Source organism: Bradyrhizobium sp. SBR1B, from assembly GCF_014198205.1.
GTDB lineage: Bacteria > Pseudomonadota > Alphaproteobacteria > Rhizobiales > Xanthobacteraceae > Bradyrhizobium.
Genome location: NZ_JACIHC010000026.1, coordinates 17,973 through 33,657, shown reverse-complemented (window position 1 = coordinate 33,657; position 15,685 = coordinate 17,973). Strand labels below are relative to the sequence as shown.

Below are 15,685 nucleotides of genomic sequence, written 5' to 3'. Positions count from 1 at the left end.
CAGCGCAATCCGGGATTCGTGCCACATGGGCAGTCGTGCGATGCGGATGGTCGCCCCGGATTACGCTTCGCTCCATCCAGGCTACGAAGTGCAGGTCGTTGGACCCGTAGCCCGGATGAAGCGCAGCGCAATCCGGGATTCGTGCCACATGGGCAGTCGTGCGATGCGGATGGTCGCCCCGGATTACGCTTCGCTCCATCCAGGCTACGAAGTGCAGGTTGTTGGGCCCGTAGCCCGGATGAAGCGCAGCGCAATCCGGGATCAGTCTCCACGTTCGCCGAAATTGCCTGTGATCTCGCCAACGCCTCCCCAATCGGGAGCGAGCATACCAGCCCGAACGTAGCGATGGAGCGATGAGTACGGCCAATCGACCGGTGACGCGACGAGCCCGTGCTTGACCGGATTATAATGAATGTAATCGGCGCATCGTTCGAAATCCGCATCGTCGCGGACGGTGTGCTCCCAGAAACGCTTTTGCCACAAAGCGAATTCGCCACGGTCGTTGCGGGAGATCGGGGCGCCGGACGACGCCAGCCGGTGAGTGAATAGGCTCTTGATCCGCCGCCATCTCCCGGAGAAGTCAGCGTCTCGTCCGGGAGCGTCATGATGACGTGCAGGTGATCGGGCAGGATCACGATCGCGTCGATCTCGAATGGTCGTTCGGCCCGTGTGACGCGGAATGCGCCGCGCAGTTGGTCGACATGATCGATCAGCGCGGACGATGTTCGATCGTCCAGCGTCACGGTGAAGAAGAAGGTGCCGCCGGGAAGAAGATTGCGCCGATAGCGAACCATGCAGACCGTCCCGGATTACGCTTCGCTTCATCCGGGCTACAACCAGATCGAGAGATTTGCAATCAATTCGCTCGCTTGAACGCCCCGGCCGCCCTCGCTACGCTTTTGAAAAAAAGGGAGTGAAACGGCGATGAAGCAACTCCGGATCGGCGAGATCACCATCGACGCCGTGATCGAGCGGGAGGGGCCGTGGCGGCGGCCGCGGGATTTCTTCCCGGCCTATGACGAGGGCGTGTTCGGGCGTCATCTGCCGACGATGGAGCCGGAGGTGTTCGACGCCGCGCGCGGCATGATGGTCATCACCTACCAGACCTTTGTCGTGCGCACGCCCCGCTACACCATTTTGGTCGATACCTGCACCGGCGAGGACAAGGGCCATCCGCCGCCGTTCGATTTTCCGGGCAAGGAGCGCTGGCGCAACGAGCTGTTCGCGCTCGGCATCGGTTTTGAGCAGATCGACTACGTGTTCTGCACGCATCTGCATATCGATCACACCGGCTGGAACACGAGTTTGCGCGACGGCCGCTGGGTGCCGACATTTCCGAATGCGAAATACGTCTTTCAAGGGTGAATACGCGGCCTGGGAAGCGGAGAACGCCAAGGGCAGCAATCCGCCCGGGACCGTGTTTCGCGACAATTGCCTGCCGATCGTCGAAGCGGGGCAGGCGCTCTTGGTCGACGATGATTACGCGCTGGATGATACCGTCACCCTGACGCCGACGCCGGGGCACTCGCCCTGTCATTGCTGCGTGAACATTGTCTCGAAGGGCCAGCGCGCGGTGGTCGCGGGCGACTTCATGCATCACCAGATCCAGTGCCGCGAGCCGGACTGGTCGGCGAAGCCGGATTGGGACCCGAAGCAGTCGACGCTCTCGCGGCGAAAATTCTTCGCCTCCGTGGCGGACACCGACACGCTGATTTTACCGGTTCATTTCCCGGCGCCGACGGCGGGGCTGATCAAGCCGCTGGGCGACGCGTTTGATTATAAGTTCAAGCGGGAGTGAACCTCTTCACCTCGCCCCGCTTGCGGGGAGAGGTCGAATTTGCGCGAAGCGCAAATTCGGGTGAGGGGGACTCTCCTCGGGCTCAGCTGTCACCGCCCCGCGGAGACTCCCCCTCACCCCAACCCTCTCCGCGCAAGCGGGGCGAGGGGTAGATCGAGCGCGCCTTACGCGCTGACCTCGCACTTCTTCATAAAGCTGTTCTTGGCAGCGCCGGCGAGCGGCTTGCCGTCGGCGCTCACGGCCTTGGGCGCGCAGGCGTCGGCCTTGCACTTCTTCAGGAACGAGGTCTTGGCGGCGCCGGCGAGCGGCTTGCCGTCCTTGCCGACCGCCTTGCTCTCGCAGGTTTCTTGCGCGAAGGCCGAGCCTGCTGCAAAGGTGGCAACGATTGCAGCCAGGATAATCCGCTTCATCATAGGTGTCTCCGTAAACCAGAAATGGCGGAGAGATTGGAGCCGGGAATCGTGGCGCAATCAAGCTGGATGAGGGCCTGCCGTCCGGTCCGGCTGGCGATTTTTTCGAGTGGGAGTTGGCAACAGGCTCGCTTCCTGTTGCACTGCTCGCTGACCGCGGCGGGCAATGCTGCTAGGCTTGGCCAGCTCAGCTGGATGGAGCATCGTGATGGACGCCGTGATCCCGAAACACTGGGAAGCCGCCGATCAGCATTCGCACCTGGTTCGGCCGCAAGACATGGATTGGCAGACGACGCGCTTTCCGGGGTGCGAGGCCAAGACACTGCTGTTCGATCGCCGCACCGGCCTGATGACCGCCTTGATGCGGTTTGCGCCGGGATCGGTGCTGCCCGACCACGAGCATGTCGGCATCGAGCAGAGCTGGGTGATCGAAGGCGCACTCGTCGACAAGGAGGGGCCGGCCAAGGGCATCGCCTGCAAGGCCGGCGAATTCATCTGGCGCGAGGCAGGCAGCCGGCATGCCGCCTGGTGTCCGGACGGGGCCCTGATCCTCGCGATCTTCCAGGTGCCGAACAAGTTCTTCGAAGCCGACGGCCGCGTGGTCGACGCCGCCGGCCAGGATTGGGACGAGACTTGGGGGCACACCGGCGCAGAGGGAACGCGGAGCGCGCGATAGGCCGCTCTGCACAGTCTAAACCTTGCCGTCGATGCTTCTGATGAGCATGGCGACCTGAACGGCGATCAAGCGCCGCATCTCCTTGCCGCTCCTGGCTGTTTCCCGCAGTCCGCGCATGCCGAACACGAGGCAGCGCGCCAAAACTTCGGGCTCGTCCGCTCCCCTTGCGGACCGCACCTGATCCCCGATGAGCTCGACGACCAGGGACTGGAAATTGTCATAGACCTGTCGGACTGCGGGGAAGCGGAGGTCGAAGAGATCGGCCGAATCCGGATGCGCCTCGACCAGGTCGAAGCCATGACATCCCCAGGATTTGCAAGCGTGGAGCAGCTTGGCGTGAAGCCCGTCGAGGCGGGCGATCGCGGCCCTGATCTCGCGATGCTTCTGCTCGTCCATTCCCTGGATGACTGCCGCGAACACCGCGTCCTTGTCGGGGAAGAGCAGGTAGAGCGCGGGCCGCGAAATCCCCGCCTCAGAGGCGATGTCGCCCATCGTCGTTCGGGCATAGCCGTAGCGCGAAAAGACCGTGGTCGCAGCCGCGACGGCAAGCTGTTCTTTCGAGGCGCGGGATTGAACCATGATCTCCCCATCAATCGTCCGCATCTTGACAAAATGTCGGTAATTGTCAATTTGTCATGATCAGGAAAAGCAAGAGGGTGTTGCGAGATGAACGACGAAGCGCGACTGGGGACGTGGAACGCCTATCATGCCGCATGGGGGCCCGTTGAGGAGAGCGAACGGCGTCGGCTGCTCGAACAGAGCGTGGCCGCCGATTGCGTGTACACGGATCCGGGCTCGCAGGTGGCGGGGCGGGAAGCCTTGATGGCCCGCATCGGGCAGACGCAGCAAAAAATTCCGGGCGCCTACTTCAGGAACGACAGCTTCCTCGAACACCACGGGCAGGCGCTTTTCCGCTGGACCATGTACGACGGCGCCGGCCGCGTCTTCGTCAAGGGCGAGAGCTTCGGCCGCTTTGGCGAAGATGGTCGCCTGGTTCAGGCGACCGGCTTCTTCGAGGTGGCGGCGGCCACCGGCTGACCGTCCGCTGCCGCTAGAGATCGGGTCCGCCGTGTCTCGGCTCTGCGTCAGGTCCCGCGCGCCAGCAGGGCCTTGAAGTCGGCTCGCGCGCGCTGCGCCTCGGCACGCGCCACGTCCGAGGCGTCGCCCATGCCGAAATAGCCGTGGATCAGGCCGGGGCCCTCATGGTGCTTGACCCGCACGCCGGCGGCCTCCAGCGTCCGCGCATAGGCAGCGCCCTCGTCGCGCAGGGGATCGAACCAGGCGGTGGTCACGACCGCGGGTGCAAGGCCCGCAAGTGAGGCGGCCCGCAGCGGCGAGACGCGCCAATCAAGGGCGTGATCGGGCTCGGCGAGATAATGGCCGCAAAACCATTCCATCGTGGCACGCGTCAGAAAGTAGCCCTCGGCATTCTCGGCGCGTGAGGGATAGCGCGCGTTCTCGCGCACGTCGGCGTAAGCGCCGAGGACGTCGGTCACGGGGTAGACCAGCAATTGCGCGGCGAGCTTGATGCCAGCATCGCGGCAGGCGATCGCAGTGGTCGCGGCGAGATTGCCGCCGGCGCTGTCGCCGGCAACGCCGAGGCGTTTTGCGTCGCCGCCAAATTCCGCGACGCGGTCGAAGATATCACTCACGGCGGCGAAGGCGTCCTCGAACGCGCCCGGAAAGCGCGTCTCCGGCGGGCGGCGATAGTCGACGGAGATGACGACAGCGCCGGTCTCGATCGCAAGATTACGCGCCTGCCGGTCATGGGTCTCGAGGTCGCCCGCGACCCAGCCGCCACCGTGAAAGAACACCACGGTTGGCGCGGGCGTGCTACCGATCCGATAGACGCGTGCCGGAAGCGTGCCGGCGCCACCTTTCACCTTGATGTCCTCGACGCCGTCGACGGGCGGCGGCGGGATGGCGGCGCGCGAGGCAGCCAGTGCGCGCAAGGAATCGCGGGCGCTCTGTGGCGTCATGACCGTGGGATCGCGCATCGGCATGAGCGGAATGATCTGGGCGATGACGGGATCGAGTGGCGCGGCCATGGTTGCGGTCCTCCAGGGTTCTTGGTCTTGCTTGCCGCTTAGCATAGATTTTGCGCGCCGCATCGGCAACCGGCCGTGTCGTCAGGCCGGTGGATGAAGGGCGGGGAGGCTTTAGAGGGTGGAATTCGAAACGCTGGTCTAGTCATCCCGCAGCGTGCGTGGCTTCAAGAACGAGCCGGGTCGATCTCGGTGCGCCCTGCTACGGCATCGTGCTCGCGGCGCGGGACCGCGGTCTCGGCTCTGTCATCAACGGGCAGGGCATCATGCGCTCCGACATCGTGCGCGAGGTCGCGAGAAATTCCGGAGGACGAGATGATCATGACCTGCGTCGCGATGGGCTATCCCGACGACGACTTGCCGCGAACGCCGTTCGCTCGGACCGCGAGCATAACGAAGAGTTCGTGCGCTACGTGGGTTTTGCCGATTAGCATCATGAAGAGGAGATTATTCTCTCGCAAAATTTTTTTGGTGCGGAGTCGTTCGCGGCCTCTTGCAATCTCGAAGATGCGGGAGGAACAATATGCAGACTGAGAGGTTTGTTGCTGGCGCGAGGGAATTGACATGCGGCGGCTGGCTAGCCTGGTTCGATGGTTCTTCGGCCCGCGGCTGCGGCGCCCCATCGATGCTGATCCAAGTCTTCCTTTCACACCCGAAGAGTTCGGCCGGCTGATACGCAGCGGCAGGCATGAGGACATGAAGCTGCTGGCCGACGGCCTGGCCTGCCGGTCCATCCCGCACCGCGCCAGCCATCGCGCGACCCATTAGGGTGCGTTCGAGACGGGTCTGTCGCGCTCACCGCGTGAGCGCGACCTGCTTGAATGAGTGGACCAGAGCCTTCTCCAGCTTCCCATTCATCCCGCACAAGACGTTGTAGGCCTCCGCGCGCGGCATGGTCGGCTTGTAGTGCCGGCGCTCGATCAGCGCCGCGAAGATGTCCGAGATGGTCAAAATCCGCACGATGTCGCCAATGCTCTCGGCGCAGAGCGCATCGGGATAGCCGCTGCCGTCGAGGTACTCGTGATGATGACGAACGGCATCGAGAATTTCCGGTGAAATCTTGTCGTGCCCTTTCAGAAACGCGTGGCCCGCGGCTGGATGGGTCTCGATCTGGGCACGTTCTTCCGCATCGAGGCGGCCCGGCTTGTCGAGAATGGCCAGCGGAATCTGCGCCTTGCCGATGTCGTGGAACATGGCTGCCGAGTACAGACGCTCCAGATCGGCTCTTCCGACACCGAGGCTCAGGCCGAAGTCGATGGCGAGGCCGGTCACGAGCAGGCAGTGCTGATAGGTTCCCTCGTGGTGGCGCCGTACCGTCGAGAGCCATTCCGAAAGACCTCGCTCGGTTATGCGATCGGCGATCTGGCGGCCGGCCTCCTTGGTGCCGTCTATGTCAAGAGGTTGGCCCAGGGTCACAGCCGTGAACATCGATGCGACAGCGGTCGCCGCCGCCTCGACGGCGTTGTCCGGTTGCAGTGTGTCGCCTGACGCAGCGGACGATCCGTCGGCCGGATCGGTTAGTGCCGCCAGCAGTTTGGTCCGGCCGACAGTGCTGGGAAGGACCAGCGTCGCCCCGAGCGCGTAGGCTTGCGAGATACCGACGTGAGAGCTGTGCTCGAGGAGAAATATCCGCTTCTTCGCCTTGGCGAGCTTGCCAGCCCGTCTCTTGAGGGCGGCGATATTGTCGACGTCGCGCAGGTCCGCGCGGATGACGATGGCGGCGGGCACCTGCGACAGCTTGGCTTCGGCGTCCAGCCGTTCGCCGGCGACGGCGAAACGGTCCTCAAGGATCGTGCAGACGCCGGCCAGCCTGTCGGACGTATCCGCCAGCACATGCACGAAGGAGCGGGCCGCTTCCTTCTCGCGGATGCCGTCCGCGTTGACGGGGCTGAGGATGGTTCGCGCGTTCTGCACGGCTCGACCTGGACTATCGTGGATTGCAATAATTGGGATGAATTGTAGGCCTATTTGCTTCGGGCGACGGTCTGCGTAGCAGCCGAGGGTGCGCTCGCCGGCTTCTTTTTGCCGTCAGCGGTGACGAAGTGAATGCCGGCCGTGGTGCCATCGATCCAGACCAACTCGCAGCGCCGATAGGCGAGCCCGGTCGACGACAGCAGCATGAAGAATTCCTTGGCCTGCAGCACGTCCAGCGTGCCCTCGACCTCGACCTTTGCGCCTGTCTGCGACACGTCGAGCAGAACGCAGCTGCGCCGCCATGTGCCGTCAGAGCCCATCAGATTGACGGCCTGCCTGTGGTCCATCCGCACGCGCGCCGCCTTGCGGCCGTCGAACTTCATCGGCTACCCCCCCGTTTTTGCGCCGCGATCTCGCCGACTGCTCTCCTTGACGCTTGCGGCGATTTCCCCCCAACGCACCGTCCACTGACTGGTCGACAGCAGCAGCGTCTCGAAAACGTGTTGTGCGCGTTCGCGCTCGGTAAAGGAAAGCCTGGTGCCGCTGCGGTTGCTCAGGATGGCAAGCGTGGTCTGCCAGTTTAGCCGCGACGCCCGGCAGGCCATCACCAGGCCTTCGCAATCGCCGTCGGTCATGACGTGCTCGACGATCTCGATGGGGGTCCCCGAAAGCACCGACAAGGCGGTGAACAAATTGGCGGTCTCGCCGCGGATCGCGAAGCGGTTCACCGCAGAATCGTTGAGCTTGCCGATGCGGTTGAGCGCGATGATCTCCGGCCGTGCGCTTGCATAGGCGGCCGCGCTAGGCAGCTTGGGCACGATCGGCGCTGCCGCTCGAGGACACGAGACGGTGGAAGCCTTTGGCTCCGCGCGAGCGTCGGGGGCCGGCGAGGCCGGCAGCAATTTCCGCAGGACCGGATCTGGCGTGCCTGGTCTGAGCGCCAGGGCCTTCGTGAGTTCGTCATCGCTTGCGCACGTTTCAACGAGCGCGACGTAGGCGGCATCGGAGAACCGCGCCCCTGCGTTGCTGATCAGCGCAAGGTGAACGGCGCGGCCGCCGCGCTTGATGAGCGTCTCGGTCAATCGGGGTTCGATGCGCGCTCGGACAGCGATCGCGAGTTGCTGCGGTTCGCCGCTCGAGATCGCGATTGTTTCGAGATCGGACGTGGAGAGCGCCTGCGATTTGAGCAGAACGGGGCAGGCCACGCCGGGATCGTCGTGTAAGGCAAGACGTTGCAGGGTCTTCGGCGGAGCCACTTTGAGCTCGGCAAGCGCCGCGCCGAGTTGAATCAATGCGCTGGCCTCGACCCGCTCCGTCAATCGAAGCAGGACGCCGTCGACCACACTGGCCAGCAATTCCTGAGGCCGGTCGCGGCTGCCGGTGAGCAGCTGCAAAATGCCTTCGAGGATGCGAGCGCAGCGGTCCAGCGGGCAAGTTGCGACCGCATCCTCCAACTCGACCAAAATATCAGCAGGCGAATTTGCCATCATGGCAGGAGCCTGAAATAAAATAGCTATCGATTTAACGAGCTCTATTGGGCCTCAAAGATGTTAATTTTTAATTTTGAGAATTAAATCCCAGGGTTTTATACACCGCGGCATTTCGGGAAATGCTATCGAAAATCGGCAAGGCTCGACGTCCCGGCTTGTCCTTTCAGTTGGACCCTTCCCAATTGATCAGGACACGTTAGGATTGATTCTTCAGGTCCGACGAGAAACCACAAAGGGGAAGCGGATCGGCACCGTTGCCGGATGCGCGTCGATTGCGACACCGGGTTTCGTATTTTCATGAACAGCATTGATGACGTGCCCAGGCTGGCACTCAAGACATTTCGTTTTTCAGACGTCGACGAATTTCGAAGCGCCATACGCGGGCTGAATTTCGAGTTCACGCCTTTCGTACGGAAGATTTCGTCTGAGCAGACAATTCTGTCGTTGCCCGGGTGCGACGTGAATTTGACGTGCGCGTTTCCCCGGGTCGTTGATGCACAGCTCGTCGGGAATTGCACGGCGATCGGCTTCACGATGGACGACCTCAACGTCCCCATTCGCTTCAATGGCTCGCAACGTGCGCGCCCGGCCGTGGTCATTGGCAGCGGCGGCGCGGCCTACACCGTCATCGAGGAGGTGCAGCGGCAAATCGCCTCAGTGGTTTTCAGCCCGGAGGTGAGGGACCGCGGCTGGCCCACAGCTTCCCAGACCTTCAAGATTTTCGAAACGAGTGCCGCTGGCCTGGACCGGCTGCGCAGTGTGGTGCGTGAGGTGCTGGCCGCGGCCTCAGAGCCCGTCGAGGCGTCAGATCTCCCGGTCAAGGCAAGGGCAATGAAGGAATCCCTGCTCGCGGCCGTCGACCACGTGTTGGGAGATGTCGTTTCGGTCCGCTGGACGCTGCGCCCCAATGACGAGCGGAACTTCAGGATGTTCCGGGATATCAGTGCGCTACTGTCCGATGACCTCTCGCAGCCGATCTACAGCGAGGAGATTGCCCGCAAGCTCGGACTGTCCGTCCGCACCATGCACGACGTCATCCGCCGCTATCGCGGCATGAGCCTGCACCGTTACTTGCGCCTGCGCCGGCTGTGGCTGGAGCGCCGACGGCTGCTCGCCGGCGCCGACAGCGTCAAGGCGGTGGCGCTTGCGTTCGGCTTCTGGCATCTCAGCGATTTCTCCCGAAGTTACCGCGACCAGTTTGGCGAGACGCCGTCGCAAACGCTGGAGCGCGGACGCGGGCGATAGTTGACGGATCGAGTAGGGCCGGACGCCGGTTTTGTGCTACCATCCGGCCATGAGCAATCGCATCCTCGTCCTCTACGGTTCCTACCGTTCCGACCGCATGGGCATCCGCCTTGCGAATTTCGTCATCAACCGGCTGCGCGCGCGGGGCGACGATGTCACCTTGATCGACGCCAAGGCGATCGGCCTGCCGATGCTCGATCGCATGTACAAGGAGTATCCGAAGGGGTCGGCACCCGAAGCGTTGGAGATTCTGGCCGGACAGATCCGCGACGCCGACGGATTCGTCTTCGTCACCGGCGAGTACAATTGGGGCATCCAGCCCGGCCTGAAGAATCTCACCGACCACTTCCTCGAAGAGTGGTTCTGGCGTCCGGCCGCGATCGTGAGCTATTCCGCCGGCCGCTTCTCGGGCGCGCGCGCCGCGACCGCCTGGCACGGCACGCTGTCGGAGATGGGCATGGTGGTGGTGTCGAGCACCATCGGGGTCGGCCCGATCGCACAGACATTGTCGGCCGACGGCGAGCCGATCGGTGATGGCGGCAAGGCCCTGGAGCGCGCGTTCCCGCGCTTTGCCGACGATCTCGCCTGGTGGATCGAGGCGGCGAAGGCGCAGCGGGCGCGCAAGGCGCCGCCTTATTGAACTTGTCTACGCCGCCCTGACTTCGCCGAGGAAGCGGTCGAACTGGCCGGCGAGATCGCGCGACTGGGTCGAGAGCTGCTCGGCGGCGCCGAGCACTTCCCTTGCGGCCGCGCCGGTGTCGTCGGCAGCGCGCTGCACGCCTGCGATGTTGGTGTTCACCTCCTGGGTGCCGCGGGCGGCCTCCTGGACGCTGCGGGCGATCTCCTTGGTCGCCGAGCCCTGTTGCTCGATCGCCGCGGCGATCGCGGTGCCGATCTGGTCGATCTCGCCGATGACGTCGGCCACGTTGCGGATCGCGGCCACGGTCTCGTTGCTCGCGGTCTGGATCGCCGTGATCTGCTCAGAGATTTCGGTGGTGGCCTTGGCGGTCTGGCCCGCCAGCGATTTCACCTCGGAGGCGACCACGGCAAAGCCGCGGCCGGCCTCACCGGCGCGGGCGGCCTCGATGGTCGCGTTCAGCGCGAGCAGATTGGTCTGCTCGGCAATGCTCTGGATCAGCGTGACGACGTCACCGATCTTCTGCGCGCCCTCGGCGAGGGTGCGTGCGGTGTCGCCGGTGCGGCGGGCGTTCTCGACGGCGCGGGCCGCGATCTCGGTGGATTGCGCGACCTGACGACCAATCTCTGAGATCGAGGAGGTCAGCTCCTCGGTGGCGCTGGCGACGGTCTGCACGTTGGTCGAGGTCTGCTCGGAGGCTGTGGCGACGACCGCGGCCTGGCTGTTGGTCTGGGCCGCCGTCGAAGTCATCGACTGGGCCGTGCTTTCCATGGTCGAGGAGGCCCGGGACAGGCCGCCGACGAGCTCGGTGACCTTGGCCTCGAACGCGCGGGTGAGTTCGTCGAGCGCCTGGGCGCGGCGCATCTTGCCGTCGTTCTCGGCCTGCTTCTCGGCCGCGAGCCGGTCGGCCCGGATCATGTTGTCCTTGAAGACCTGGACGGCGGCAGCCATCGCCCCGATCTCGTCGGAGCGCTCGGCGCCCGGGATGCTGTCCGCAACCTCGCCCTCGGCAAGCCGCGACATCCGGCTCCTCAGGCCGACGATCGGCGCGCAGACGCGGCGGCGAACCATCACGATGAGGCCGACGCTCGCGACGAGCACGGCGGCAAGGCCTGCAAGCGCGATGGTGAAGCTGGTGCGCGCGGCCGAGGAGGCGCCGGCGAGGATCTGCTCGGCATTGTCATAGAACGCGTCGCGGACCTCGATGATGGTGCCGAGGCCGCGCTGCGTGGCGGCGTAATAGGTGTCCATATCGTGTTCGTACTTGCCGCTGACGGCGCCGTCCTTGACGAGCTTGAGCTCGCGGCCGAATTCCTCGACATAGATCGAATTGAACTTTTCCAGCGCGGTGGCGACGTTCGCCGGCGTTGCCGGATTGCCGCGCAATTCCAGAAGGGCCATCACGAGTTGGTCGTTGCGGCCCTGCGAGCGGCCGATGTCAGCCTTCTCGGCATCGGTCGCCGGCTTCTTGCCGCCGACGAGGTTCTTGTGCAGGCTCGAGTTGAAGCCGCCGACGTCGCGCAGCGTCATGGCGGTATTGGCGTAGCTGGCCTGCCGGTAGGCGTCGCCGTTCAGGATCGCCATGCGGCGGACCTGCTCGTTCAGCAGCGCGGTCACGCCGCTGTTGAGCACGGCATTGTCTGCGACGATCTTCTTGGCTGCGTCCTTGCGGGCCTCCGCCGGCCCGGTGAGCGCCTTGTCGATGGCCTCGCGCAAGGCGGTGAATTTCGCATTGATTCCATCGATGTTGCTGCCGACGCTGTTGCCGTCGTCGAACGAGCCGGGCAGCTCCTTGCGCAGCGCGTTCATCCTGTCGCGGGCGCCGTCGGTCTGCTTGCGCAGCTTGTTCTGTTCGGCGAGCAGTGCAGGGTCGATCGTGGCGGGGCCGTAGAGGATGTTGGTGGAGAAGCCGCGCTCGGGGTTGAGATAGCGCGGGATATCGCTGGCGGCGCGGACGATCGCCAGGCGGCCTTGCGCCTCGCCGATCCGCTCCATCGTTTGGTACTTGGTCACGGCGACGTAGACGGCGAGGCCGCCACCCACGGTCGAGAGCGAGACGATGGCGGTGGTCAGCAGCGTTCCGATTTTCATGATCTGTCCGGCAATTGGCGCGGGGAGAAAGATATTCTCCGGAAAATAGACAGACCGTATTAATCGCGGGTTTACGCTGGTGGATGCCGCGGGTGCGCGCCTGGCTTAGCGACCGAGGGTGGCAAGGATTTCCAGCGTCGCGGCGTCGCGTTCGCCTGCGAAATAGCGGGCGAGCGCCTCGCCGAACACGGGCTCATCGGAGACCGCGCCGAACAGCGTCATCGACGAGCGGAATTTGGAATCGTCCGGCGCGCCGAGGATCGCGTTGATGCTCCGGCCCTGAACCGCGAGCACCAGCCCGGTGCATTCGATCAGGCGCGCCCCGAGCACGGGATGGGCGAGATAGGCCTTGGCCTCCGCGGGGGAGCCGATGGCGTAGCGCTGCGACATGGCGCTGAAGCCGAGGCCGGCGATCTGAGGGAAGACGAACCACATCCAGTGAGTCTGCTTCCGGCCCCGGGCCAGCTCCGCCTGGACGGCGCGAAAAACCGGGTTCTGGGCCGTTACGAAGCGCTCTAGATCGAAAGGATCGGTCATTGGATACCTTAGGAGGGCTTGCCGGCCGCGATTATGCCTAACTTTTGGCTCCCAATGTGGTAGCTGGTATAGAGTCTCCGGGCGGGGGTTGGGCCCCCCGGGGGTCGATTTGGGGATCTGATGGTTTCCGACGCAGCACATGCCGAGAGGCTGTTGTCGCGCCGCCGTGTCGGGCGAGCCGAGAGAATTCTGCTGTCTCTGGCCGCAGTCGCGATGGCGCTTGGCGCCGCCGCCTGGGTCACTGACATCGGGAATTCGAATTTTGGCAATTCGACCCCGCTAATCACTGCTGCGCTGCCGCCGGCCAATGCCCCTTCTTTCGAGGATCGTTTCGCGTCGGCGTCCGGCAACCCGCCCGCCCGCGAGCTCGGCCTGCGGACGATGGAGCGTTCCGCCCTGAGTGCGGTCCAGCTCAAGCTCCGCGACGCCAAGGCAATGCTCGCCCAGAAGCTCCAGGGCGACGATTGGCGCACGACCCTGACCGATGATGACCGGCACGTGGTCGACGAGACGAGGCCCTCGCAGCGTGCCGACGCCATCCCGATGCCGCGCTCGCGCCCGACCCAGGCGGACCTCTCCGCCCAGATCGCCTCCAGCCAGGCCTATGCGGAGACCAACCCCAGGGTCGACAACCGCAACTTCTTCGAAAAATTCACCGACAAGATCAGGCTCGCCTCGCTGACGCCCAGCGACGGCCTGTTCGCCAAGGCGCCGGATCTGGCCGCCCTCGGCTACGATTCGCGGACGGCGGTCTATGACATCAAGGCCAAGGCACTTTACCTGCCGAGCGGCGTCGCGCTGGAAGCCCATTCCGGCATGGGCGCGCTGATGGACGACCCCAATCATGTCGACCAGCGCATGGTCGGCGCGACCCCGCCCGCAACCTACGACCTGAAGCCGCGCGAGAAGCTGTTCCACGGTGTCCGCGCGCTGCGCCTGACTCCCACCGATGGCACCAGCGCGCTCGGCCGCGTCGGCCTTCTCACCCACAATTACATGCTCGGGCCGCGCGGCGATTCCAACGGCTGCGTCTCGATCAAGGACTATGATCGCTTCCTCAAGGCTTACGACAATGGCGAGTTCAACCGCCTGGTCGTGGTGCCGAGCCTGAGCGGATCTGCGACTGCCTCGCAGCGCGCCAGCACCGACTCCTGATATTCGCCTGCTTTCGGCGGGGCTGCCGTTTCCCCTTCGTTAAGCCGTCATCGTCCAGAAGCAGCCCATGAGTGATCCATCAAGTTCCGAGACCCCGCTGCGTACGACGTTCAAGATCAAGCTGAACGGCGACACGTTGGCGATCGCGACCGTCGGTCAGGCCTATCAATTCCTGACCAACTTCAAGTCGGTCGAATGGATGGAATTCCGCTCCCTGCACGAGGACGCCGTCGAGGCTCTGGAAGGCGCAGCCGGTAACGCGATGCTGGCGGTGCAGGCAACCAACGCCGTGCGCGCGCTGTTCGTCAGCGCCAAGCTGCTCTGAAGCCGTCTCAGCTCACAATCTCGCAGCCCGGATAGAGCGCAGCGAAATCCGGGCGTCGCTTGTGGCACGATTCCCGGATTGCGGCGCTCCATCGGACTACGGGTCTTCTCCTCGCGCATCTTGAACTCCGCTACGGGAACGGGCAAACGGTCGGCGAAGATCGCCGCCGCAAGCCATATGTTTGAAATTTAGTTCAGGGAGAGACCCCATCATGAAACGCCGTACATTCCTCAAGGGCGGCGCGGTCGCCGGCGCGACGACGCTGGTTGCCGCACCTGCGATCGCGCAGAGCGCGCCCGAGATCAAATGGCGCCTGACGTCGAGCTTCCCGAAGTCGCTCGACACCATCTACGGCACGGCGCAGACCTTCGCGAAATACGTCGCTGAGGCCACCGACAACAAATTCCAGATCCAGACCTTCGGCGCCGGCGAGATCGTTCCGGGCCTGCAGGCGCTCGATGCCGTCAGCACCGCATCGGTGGAGATGGCGCAGACCCCGCTCTATTTCTACATCGGCAAGGAGCCGGCGCTGGCCTACGCCACCGGTGCGCCGTTCGGCATGAATCACCGCCATCAGGAATCGTGGTGGCACTTCGGCGGCGGCGCCGATCTCACCAATGAAGCGCTCAAGCCGTTCAAGGCGCACGCCATCCTCTGCGGCAATTCCGGCACCCAGATGGGCGGCTGGTTCCGCAAGGAGATCAAGACCGTCGACGACCTCAAGGGCCTCAAATTCCGCATCGCGGGCATGGGCGGCCACGTGCTTGCCAAGCTCGGCGTCGTGCCGCAGCAGATCGCGGGCGGCGACATCTATCCGGCGCTGGAGAAGGGCACGATCGACGCGGTCGAGTTCGTCGGTCCCTATGACGACGAGAAGCTCGGCTTCCAGAAGGTCGCCAAGTACTATTACTTCCCGGGCTGGTGGGAAGGCGGCGCGATGCTGCACATGATCGTCAACGACGAGAAATGGGCGTCGCTGCCCAAGCAGTACCAGGCGATCGTCAACCAGGCCGGCGCGGCGGCTGGCGCATGGATGCTCGAGAAATACGACAGCGTGAATCCGGCGGCGCTGAAGCGGCTGATCGCGAACGGCGCGGAGCTGAGGGCGTTCCCGCAACCGGTGCTGGAGGCCTGCTACAACGCCACCCAGGAGCATCTGAACGAGCTCGCCGCCAAGAGCGACCTGTTCAAGCGGACCAAGGAAAGCCACGACGCGTATATGAAGGAGCTGCTGTTCTATACGCAGATCGCGGAGAACTTCTACGACAACTATCTGCTCAGCAAGATGCGCAACAAGAGCTGATTGTGAGGAGGGCGCGGTGCCGCGATCGCGCCGCGCTCTCGTAGGGTGGGCAAAGGCGC

At 64.3% G+C, this 15,685-nt stretch carries 17 protein-coding genes and 2 pseudogenes; 10 read left to right on the top strand and 9 right to left on the bottom strand.

The annotated features are described in order from the left end of the window. Nucleotides 1-261: 261 nt before the first annotated feature. Nucleotides 262-737: pseudogene (locus GGD61_RS40885) on the bottom strand (REP-associated tyrosine transposase). 187 nt (nt 738-924) lie between these two features. Between GGD61_RS40885 and GGD61_RS41525 the strand changes: the two are divergent. Beyond that, nucleotides 925-1,798, top strand: a pseudogene (locus GGD61_RS41525) (MBL fold metallo-hydrolase). 164 nt (nt 1,799-1,962) lie between these two features. On the opposite strand, the gene GGD61_RS36605 reads toward GGD61_RS41525, so the two are convergent. Further along, a complete protein-coding gene (locus GGD61_RS36605; protein ID WP_092261984.1) occupies nt 1,963-2,211 on the bottom strand; it encodes a hypothetical protein in 249 nt (82 codons plus the stop codon). A gap of 205 nt (nt 2,212-2,416) precedes the next feature. Here GGD61_RS36605 and GGD61_RS36600 point away from each other — a divergent pair, with 205 nt between their 5' ends. Then, nucleotides 2,417-2,884, top strand: a complete 468-nt coding sequence (locus tag GGD61_RS36600; RefSeq protein ID WP_092261985.1) for a cupin domain-containing protein — start codon at nt 2,417-2,419, stop codon at nt 2,882-2,884. Nucleotides 2,885-2,899: 15 nt separating this feature from the next. On the opposite strand, the gene GGD61_RS36595 is transcribed toward GGD61_RS36600, so the two are convergent. After that, nucleotides 2,900-3,463, bottom strand: coding sequence for a TetR/AcrR family transcriptional regulator (locus GGD61_RS36595; protein ID WP_092262067.1), 564 nt, complete (start codon nt 3,461-3,463; stop codon nt 2,900-2,902). 87 nt (nt 3,464-3,550) lie between these two features. Between GGD61_RS36595 and GGD61_RS36590 the strand changes: the two genes are divergently transcribed. Next, entirely contained in the window at nt 3,551-3,922 is a 372-nt protein-coding gene (locus GGD61_RS36590; RefSeq protein WP_183232136.1) for a nuclear transport factor 2 family protein, read from the top strand. A gap of 47 nt (nt 3,923-3,969) precedes the next feature. On the opposite strand, the gene GGD61_RS36585 is transcribed toward GGD61_RS36590, so the two are convergent. After that, on the bottom strand, nt 3,970-4,932 hold the full coding sequence (locus GGD61_RS36585) for an alpha/beta hydrolase (RefSeq protein ID WP_092261987.1): 963 nt from the start codon (nt 4,930-4,932) through the stop codon (nt 3,970-3,972). A gap of 158 nt (nt 4,933-5,090) precedes the next feature. Here GGD61_RS36585 and GGD61_RS36580 point away from each other — a divergent pair, with 158 nt between their 5' ends. After that, nucleotides 5,091-5,360 (top strand): hypothetical protein, encoded by a 270-nt coding sequence (locus GGD61_RS36580; RefSeq protein ID WP_244550825.1) that lies wholly within the window; start codon nt 5,091-5,093, stop codon nt 5,358-5,360. A 133-nt stretch (nt 5,361-5,493) separates the two neighbouring features. Beyond that, a complete protein-coding gene (locus GGD61_RS36575) occupies nt 5,494-5,697 on the top strand; it encodes a hypothetical protein (protein WP_018322924.1) in 204 nt (67 codons plus the stop codon). A gap of 27 nt (nt 5,698-5,724) precedes the next feature. Here the strand turns inward: GGD61_RS36575 and GGD61_RS36570 are convergent, their stop codons facing one another. The 3 genes from GGD61_RS36570 to GGD61_RS36560 are packed head-to-tail and all read right to left on the bottom strand — an operon-like array spanning nt 5,725 to nt 8,333. After that, entirely contained in the window at nt 5,725-6,843 is a 1,119-nt protein-coding gene (locus GGD61_RS36570) for an HD-GYP domain-containing protein (protein ID WP_092261988.1), read from the bottom strand. A 50-nt stretch (nt 6,844-6,893) separates the two neighbouring features. Continuing rightward, nucleotides 6,894-7,226, bottom strand: coding sequence for a PilZ domain-containing protein (locus GGD61_RS36565; RefSeq protein WP_028144927.1), 333 nt, complete (start codon nt 7,224-7,226; stop codon nt 6,894-6,896). 3 nt (nt 7,227-7,229) lie between these two features. Beyond that, the gene (locus GGD61_RS36560) at nt 7,230-8,333 is read right to left on the bottom strand and encodes a DUF2336 domain-containing protein (protein ID WP_092261989.1); all 1,104 of its coding nucleotides are present in this window, start codon (nt 8,331-8,333) and stop codon (nt 7,230-7,232) included. 297 nt (nt 8,334-8,630) lie between these two features. On the opposite strand from GGD61_RS36560, the gene GGD61_RS36555 reads away from it, so the two are divergent. Further along, nucleotides 8,631-9,578: an AraC family transcriptional regulator gene (locus tag GGD61_RS36555; protein ID WP_092262068.1), complete on the top strand. Its 948-nt coding sequence runs from the start codon at nt 8,631-8,633 to the stop codon at nt 9,576-9,578. A gap of 49 nt (nt 9,579-9,627) precedes the next feature. Next, entirely contained in the window at nt 9,628-10,218 is a 591-nt protein-coding gene (locus GGD61_RS36550; RefSeq protein WP_092261990.1) for an NADPH-dependent FMN reductase, read from the top strand. A 6-nt stretch (nt 10,219-10,224) separates the two neighbouring features. Here GGD61_RS36550 and GGD61_RS36545 read toward each other — a convergent pair whose 3' ends face one another. Further along, complete coding sequence (locus GGD61_RS36545; RefSeq protein ID WP_183232135.1) at nt 10,225-12,306, bottom strand: methyl-accepting chemotaxis protein; 2,082 nt, start codon at nt 12,304-12,306, stop codon at nt 10,225-10,227. Between the two features lie 105 nt (nt 12,307-12,411). Further along, on the bottom strand, nt 12,412-12,843 hold the full coding sequence (locus tag GGD61_RS36540) for a DUF1810 domain-containing protein (protein ID WP_018322931.1): 432 nt from the start codon (nt 12,841-12,843) through the stop codon (nt 12,412-12,414). Between the two features lie 189 nt (nt 12,844-13,032). Between GGD61_RS36540 and GGD61_RS36535 the strand changes: the two genes are divergently transcribed. The 3 genes from GGD61_RS36535 to GGD61_RS36525 all read left to right on the top strand — a co-directional run bounded on the left by GGD61_RS36535 (nt 13,033) and on the right by GGD61_RS36525 (nt 15,626). Further along, nucleotides 13,033-13,998: a DUF2778 domain-containing protein gene (locus GGD61_RS36535; protein ID WP_092262069.1), complete on the top strand. Its 966-nt coding sequence runs from the start codon at nt 13,033-13,035 to the stop codon at nt 13,996-13,998. A gap of 67 nt (nt 13,999-14,065) precedes the next feature. Then, nucleotides 14,066-14,323, top strand: coding sequence for a hypothetical protein (locus tag GGD61_RS36530; RefSeq protein WP_018322933.1), 258 nt, complete (start codon nt 14,066-14,068; stop codon nt 14,321-14,323). 211 nt (nt 14,324-14,534) lie between these two features. After that, nucleotides 14,535-15,626, top strand: a complete 1,092-nt coding sequence (locus tag GGD61_RS36525) for a TRAP transporter substrate-binding protein (RefSeq protein WP_092261992.1) — start codon at nt 14,535-14,537, stop codon at nt 15,624-15,626. Nucleotides 15,627-15,685: the final 59 nt, after the last annotated feature.

Excerpts from the sequence above, each read along its gene's own strand:
- GGD61_RS36525 (WP_092261992.1), top strand. The coding sequence starts at position 14,535 with ATGAAACGCCGTACATTCCTCAAGGGCGGCGCGGTCGCCGGCGCGACG.
- GGD61_RS36540 (WP_018322931.1), bottom strand. The coding sequence starts at position 12,843 with ATGACCGATCCTTTCGATCTAGAGCGCTTCGTAACGGCCCAGAACCCG.
- GGD61_RS36590 (WP_183232136.1), top strand. The coding sequence starts at position 3,551 with ATGAACGACGAAGCGCGACTGGGGACGTGGAACGCCTATCATGCCGCA.
- GGD61_RS36575 (WP_018322924.1), top strand. The coding sequence starts at position 5,494 with ATGCGGCGGCTGGCTAGCCTGGTTCGATGGTTCTTCGGCCCGCGGCTG.
- GGD61_RS36555 (WP_092262068.1), top strand. The coding sequence starts at position 8,631 with ATGAACAGCATTGATGACGTGCCCAGGCTGGCACTCAAGACATTTCGT.
- GGD61_RS36565 (WP_028144927.1), bottom strand. The coding sequence starts at position 7,226 with ATGAAGTTCGACGGCCGCAAGGCGGCGCGCGTGCGGATGGACCACAGG.
- GGD61_RS36595 (WP_092262067.1), bottom strand. The coding sequence starts at position 3,463 with ATGGTTCAATCCCGCGCCTCGAAAGAACAGCTTGCCGTCGCGGCTGCG.
- GGD61_RS36605 (WP_092261984.1), bottom strand. The coding sequence starts at position 2,211 with ATGATGAAGCGGATTATCCTGGCTGCAATCGTTGCCACCTTTGCAGCA.
- GGD61_RS36585 (WP_092261987.1), bottom strand. The coding sequence starts at position 4,932 with ATGGCCGCGCCACTCGATCCCGTCATCGCCCAGATCATTCCGCTCATG.
- GGD61_RS36545 (WP_183232135.1), bottom strand. The coding sequence starts at position 12,306 with ATGAAAATCGGAACGCTGCTGACCACCGCCATCGTCTCGCTCTCGACC.
- GGD61_RS36530 (WP_018322933.1), top strand. The coding sequence starts at position 14,066 with ATGAGTGATCCATCAAGTTCCGAGACCCCGCTGCGTACGACGTTCAAG.
- GGD61_RS36550 (WP_092261990.1), top strand. The coding sequence starts at position 9,628 with ATGAGCAATCGCATCCTCGTCCTCTACGGTTCCTACCGTTCCGACCGC.
- GGD61_RS36600 (WP_092261985.1), top strand. The coding sequence starts at position 2,417 with ATGGACGCCGTGATCCCGAAACACTGGGAAGCCGCCGATCAGCATTCG.
- GGD61_RS36560 (WP_092261989.1), bottom strand. The coding sequence starts at position 8,333 with ATGATGGCAAATTCGCCTGCTGATATTTTGGTCGAGTTGGAGGATGCG.